This is a genomic window from Halomonas sp. 707B3 (assembly GCF_024158645.1).
Taxonomy (GTDB): Bacteria; Pseudomonadota; Gammaproteobacteria; order Pseudomonadales; family Halomonadaceae; genus Vreelandella; species Vreelandella lionensis.
Genome location: NZ_JAMZBE010000199.1, coordinates 1 through 5,229, shown reverse-complemented (window position 1 = coordinate 5,229; position 5,229 = coordinate 1). Strand labels below are relative to the sequence as shown.

Sequence of the window (5,229 nt, the reverse complement as noted above, 5' to 3'; positions counted from 1 at the left end):
CTGCCGTAGCCATAGTCGTAGTCATAGCGGTCGTAGTAGCCGATCAGCTCGCGCTCCCGGGAGGCACTCACTAGCCCAAGTTCAGTATCAGTGGTCTCCAACGAAAACCCCCAGGCTTCCAGCACGTCGATGCTATCCGTCAAAACGCTCAGCGTTTCATCTGACGCAGACTGGCCGGTGGGGAAGTAGCACGCCGCCGCTGGCGCAGGCTCCGCTTGGGGCAGCCGGTCAGGAACCGTCTGACAACCCGCCAGTGCCAACAGGCAGGTAATGCTAAGGGGTATGGCCTTCATGATAAATCCTCTCGCTACCTTCGTGGCTGGTGTGTCACCAAGCAGCGCGCTAAGCTCGCCAACAGACATTAAAAAGAACGACAACACGCTGAGACAACGTTTTAAGGAGGTTGTGCGATGAATGTACTGCTTTGCCCTGACAGTTTTAAGGACGCCTTGGGCGCCGAAGAGGCCGCCAAGGCCATGGCACAAGGTATTCAACGGGCAGCGCCCAACGCCATCACACAGCTCTGCCCCCTGGCGGATGGCGGCGAAGGCAGCCTTGATGCCTTAATTGCCGCCACCCATGCCGAGCGCCGTACGCTCACGGTGCAAGACGCCCTTGGGCGGCCACGTCAAGCCGCCTGGGGCTGGCTAAGCGAGCAGCGTACCGCGTTTATCGAGCTGGCAGAAGCCAGCGGCCTGCAGCACCTGACCGGCGAAGAGCGCAACGCCCTGCATACCACCACCTTTGGCGTAGGCGAGCTGTTTCTCGCTGCCCTAGAAGCAGGCGCCACCCATGCCTTACTGCTACTTGGTGGTAGCGCCACCAACGACGCCGGTGCCGGTATGCTGCAAGCATTGGGGGCCACGCTACTAGATGCCCAGGGCCAGCCGCTGCCCCCAGGCGGAGGCGCACTCCAGCAGCTTGCGACCCTGGATCTTTCGACGTTAGACCCGCGCTTAGCCGAATTACGCGTAGAGGCCGCCGTGGATGTGGATAACCCACTGCTGGGCGAACGCGGTGCTAGCGCCGTCTTCGGCCCGCAAAAGGGCGCGACAGACGCCGATGTGGCAACGCTAGACCGCGCGCTCGGCCACTTTGCTGACCTCACAGCCAAAGCGCTCGGCAAAGATGACAGAGCACTGCCGGGAGCGGGGGCGGCAGGCGGCATGGGGTTTGCGGCGCACTGCTTTTTGAACGCGGCGCTAACGCCGGGCATTGAAATGATCATGCAGCAGGCGAATTTTGCCCAATTGCTGAACGATGCTGATTTAGTGATTACCGGCGAGGGCCGCCTAGATGGCCAGAGCTTGGCGGGCAAAACGCCGATTGGCGTCTCCCGCGCCGCTAAACGCCAGGGCAAGCCGGTAATTGTGCTCGCGGGTAGCCTGGGCGACGGCTGGCAAGCCTGCACGGAAGAGGGCGTCACCGCCGCCTTTGCGCTGGCCGATGGCCTAATGACATTAGAACAGGCGCTACCCCGTACGGCAGAGCTTCTGGCAGACCGCTGCGAAAGCATCACACGCCTTTGGCTGTCAAGCCGCTGAGCATGCTTTTAAGCGAGCCTTGAAGATAAGCCCCTTGAAATGACGCGCCTGCGCCTACATCTCTTTATTCATCAGCGATGAGTCAGCCGTCGCCAGCTCACCGCTCTAATGGTAGGGCGCTATAGCTGCGATGCAAAAAACCTGTTTTGCATCGCAAGCACAGCGTCCTAAGCTAGATCAAACGATTTGATGGCCGTACTTTTTCAGCGCGGCTCCAACCATGGAGGAGCACACAATGGATGATATGAACAGCATTGGCCTACACGAAGGCAGCGCCAGCCAGCTGGCAGAGAAACTCAATCACCTGCTGGCCAACTATCAGATTTTTTACATGAATGTGCGTGGCTACCACTGGAACGTGAAGGGCAACGATTTCTTTGAACTGCACGCCAAGTTTGAGGAGTTCTACACTGACCTGCTGACCAAAGTAGATGAAGTGGCCGAACGTATTCTTACCCTGGGGCATAAGCCGGTACACGCCTACAGCGATTACGTGAAGCTATCGAGCATTCAGGAAGACAAAGACGTTCACGATGGTAAAACCTGCGTGAAGGGCGTTCTCACCGGCTACCAAACGCTGATTGAGCTACAGCGCGAGCTGCTCTCTTTGGCTTCTGACGCCGATGATGAAGGCACTGCGGCCCAAGCGGGCGACTACATCCGCGAGCAGGAAAAAACCGTGTGGATGCTTAACGCCTATTTAGGTAAATAAGTGCGTTAAACAGCCCTGGTTAACAGGTAGTGAATAAAAACGGCACCTCGGTGCCGTTTTTTTTGTTGCGGGTGAGTGGCATGAGCACGGCGTTACTTCGCCAGCGCTTCCACCAGATCGCGCAGCATAGCCCAGAACTCCGCCACAGACGCTATTTCCACTCGCTCATCTGGAGAGTGCGCGCCGCGAATCAGCGGGCCAAAGGAAATCATATCCAGGTGGGGGTATTTGCTGCCTAAAATGCCGCACTCAAGCCCCGCGTGGATCACTTTCACCTCGGGCGCGTGGCCCATCAGCGCCGCATGGCGTGCCTTAAACGTCGCCAGCAGCGGGCTTTCGGGGTTGGGTGCCCAGCCGGGGTAGCCGTTCTCGACTTTTACCCGTGCGCCCATCAGACCAAACAGCGCCTGAAAGCGCCCAGCCATTGCCTCGGCAGCGCTGTCGTGCAGTGAACGCACTAAAGCACAGAGGTGGAAGCGCCCTTGCTCAACGCTTAGCACGCCTAGGTTATTGGAGGTTTCCACCACGCCGGGCACGTCTGCGCTCATGCGCTCGACGCCGCAGGGGGCGGCATGAAGCGCGGCCAGCAGCATGGCGCTGGCGTCCAGGGTCAGCGGCTCGGCGTCGGCCTGTTCGGCACGAGCGGCGGTCAATACCAAGCCGCTGTCACCGCTGCCAAGCTCGGCTTTGAGAGTAGCGGCCAGCTTCTCGACAGTTGCCAGAGCGGCGTGCATATCGTCGGCGGGCAGCGCTACCTGGGCAAAGGCTTCACGGGGAATGGCGTTGCGCAGCGTGCCGCCCTGGTAGCTCACCAAGCGGGCATCGAAGGCCTCCAGTGCCCACAGCACGCGCACCAACAGGCGGTTAGCGTTCCCCAAAGGCTTATGGATATCCATGCCCGAGTGGCCGCCTTTCAGGCCGGTGAGCGAGAGAGAAAGCAGCTGCTCATGCTCCTGCAGGACAGCGCTGGGCAGCTGCGCATCGACCACTACATCCGCGCCGCCCGCACAGCCGATATACACCTCGCCGCGATCTTCACTATCCAAGTTGAGCAGCAGCGAGCCTTCCAACCAGTTTTCGGCAAGATTTAGCGCACCGCCCATGGAGGTCTCTTCTTCCAGGGTGAACAGCGCTTCCAGCGGGCCATGGGTCAGTTCGGGGTCTTCCAGCACGGCCAAAATGGCCGCTACGCCCATGCCATTATCCGCCCCTAGAGTGGTGCCTTCAGCGTGAAGCCAGCCCTCTTTGACCACGGTGCGAATGGGGTCACGGGTAAAGTCGTGCTCATGCCCCGAGTTGGCCTGGGCCACCATATCCAGGTGCCCCTGCAGCACGATACCGGGAGCGCCTTCACAGCCCGGCGTTGCGGGCTTGCGAATGCGCAGGTTGCCAAAGGCATCCCGGTCGTGGGTGAGCCCCTGAGCATCGGCCCAGGCTTCTAACGTCGCCACCAAAGCGGCTTCATGGCCGGAGGGGCGCGGCGTGTTACACAGGGTGCGAAAGTGCTGCCATACAAGGCGTGGTTCGAGCGCTGCTAGATGTGCGTTCATGGAAACTCTTCATTATCGATAACGCGCTTACTTTACCGCTCTGGCTCACTGGGGAAAAGCGCACATGCTTCGAACACCTGCTGTACAGCCTGACGTAAGCGTTGTACGGCCTCTTTTTGAGCCTTCGCTAACGGCTGATTTTGGTAGGCCCAAGAAGCGAGCTGCTGATGCGCCTGCTGGGCCTCACCTAACGGTTGGCGGCTGGCTTCACGCGCCAGCGCCTGCAGCGCCGAGCGAGCCAGGGCGGGGTCGCGGCGGGCATAGGCTACGTCGTGAATAGCCTGATGCTCGGCTGCGCTAAGCGGCTGGCCGGAGAGCGAGGTGAGCAACAGCGCCACCACCGGAGCGGGCAGTGTTGCCAACTCAAACGCCAACAGGCCGGGTAGCGAAGCGGCAAAGCCTGCGGTTAATTCACCGAGCACCGACTGACCCTCTTGGTTGAGCGGTTTGGCGACCATCACGGCGTATTCGCCAGTGGCGGCTTCTCGGGTAATGCCTAAACGCACCGGCACAAACCCCAGCGCCAGCCAAAATTGGAGCAACCCTGCCTCAGCACCAAAAGTAGCCCCATACAGCACAATACCTTGCTGAGCAGCGCTGACCATATCCTCTTCCAACAGCTGCCGCCCCAGCCCTTCGCGACGGCGCTGTGGGTGGGCAGCAATGCGCGCCACCCGCCGCCAGCGGGCGGTTAGCGCCTCACGGCTGCCGCAATGGGCCGCCAGCGACTGCGCCAACAAATGCCCCTGAGGTCTGCGCTCGCCTCGCGCTACCTGCTCGGCAAGCGCGGCATCAAAGCCGCCCTCCTCTCGCGTGACCAGTACCGCTTGGGGGCCAGCCCCATCGCTGCCTAGCACCATGCGCAGCGACGTGCCGGGGCCATCCAGCAGTTGGCGTAAATCACTCGGCGTGGTGCGGTAGTGGGACTGCACCAGCAGGCCAAACATCTGTTCCAGCAAAGCCCCCCGCTCCGCTAGCTGCGCTTGGCTAATCACCATGCTGGGAAGCCGCTCGCCCTGGTGTGGCTCTACTTTGGGCAGCGGCGCATCGAGTAAAAGCAGGTGCTGAATGACGGCTTCCAGCGGGTCACCGGCTGACCAGCGTATTGGCGCTTGCAGCGTCAATTCACGCCACTGGGGCGCTTGGCGGTCCAATATATCGCGAAAACGCAGCGCAAAGCCGCGCCCCGAGCCTTCGTAGCCATGCACCGTCGTGGCAAACGCAATGCGCGGAAAAGCCACCAGCCAGCGGGCCAGCAACGACGCCGGAATGGCGGCGGCTTCATCCACCAGCAGCATACTGCCGCTGCCTCCTAGCGTGCCCTGCTCTACCTGCTCCGTCAGTACATCCGGCGGCAAAAAGCGCAGCCGACTGCCGTTGGGAAGCGACACCTCGGCGGGGCCGTGGTGCTGTGCTTCAGGGC

4 protein-coding genes and 1 pseudogene are annotated in these 5,229 nt (G+C 61.1%); 2 read left to right on the top strand and 3 right to left on the bottom strand.

Annotated features, from left to right (window positions below):
- Window positions 1-293, bottom strand: a pseudogene (locus BIS10_RS17190) (hypothetical protein); the annotation flags it as partial.
- Window positions 294-410: 117 nt separating this feature from the next.
- On the opposite strand from BIS10_RS17190, the gene BIS10_RS17185 reads away from it, so the two are divergent.
- Entirely contained in the window at window positions 411-1,544 is a 1,134-nt protein-coding gene (locus tag BIS10_RS17185; RefSeq protein ID WP_253507127.1) for a glycerate kinase, read from the top strand.
- 235 nt (window positions 1,545-1,779) lie between these two features.
- Window positions 1,780-2,256 (top strand): Dps family protein, encoded by a 477-nt coding sequence (locus BIS10_RS17180; RefSeq protein WP_083024364.1) that lies wholly within the window; start codon window positions 1,780-1,782, stop codon window positions 2,254-2,256.
- A gap of 92 nt (window positions 2,257-2,348) precedes the next feature.
- Here BIS10_RS17180 and BIS10_RS17175 read toward each other — a convergent pair whose 3' ends face one another.
- Entirely contained in the window at window positions 2,349-3,806 is a 1,458-nt protein-coding gene (locus tag BIS10_RS17175; RefSeq protein ID WP_253507124.1) for an aminoacyl-histidine dipeptidase, read from the bottom strand.
- A 32-nt stretch (window positions 3,807-3,838) separates the two neighbouring features.
- On the bottom strand, window positions 3,839-5,229 hold a 1,391-nt coding region (locus BIS10_RS17170), incomplete at its 5' end, for a GNAT family N-acetyltransferase (RefSeq protein ID WP_253507121.1).

Excerpts from the sequence above, each read along its gene's own strand:
- BIS10_RS17180 (WP_083024364.1), top strand. The coding sequence starts at position 1,780 with ATGGATGATATGAACAGCATTGGCCTACACGAAGGCAGCGCCAGCCAG.
- BIS10_RS17185 (WP_253507127.1), top strand. The coding sequence starts at position 411 with ATGAATGTACTGCTTTGCCCTGACAGTTTTAAGGACGCCTTGGGCGCC.
- BIS10_RS17175 (WP_253507124.1), bottom strand. The coding sequence starts at position 3,806 with ATGAACGCACATCTAGCAGCGCTCGAACCACGCCTTGTATGGCAGCAC.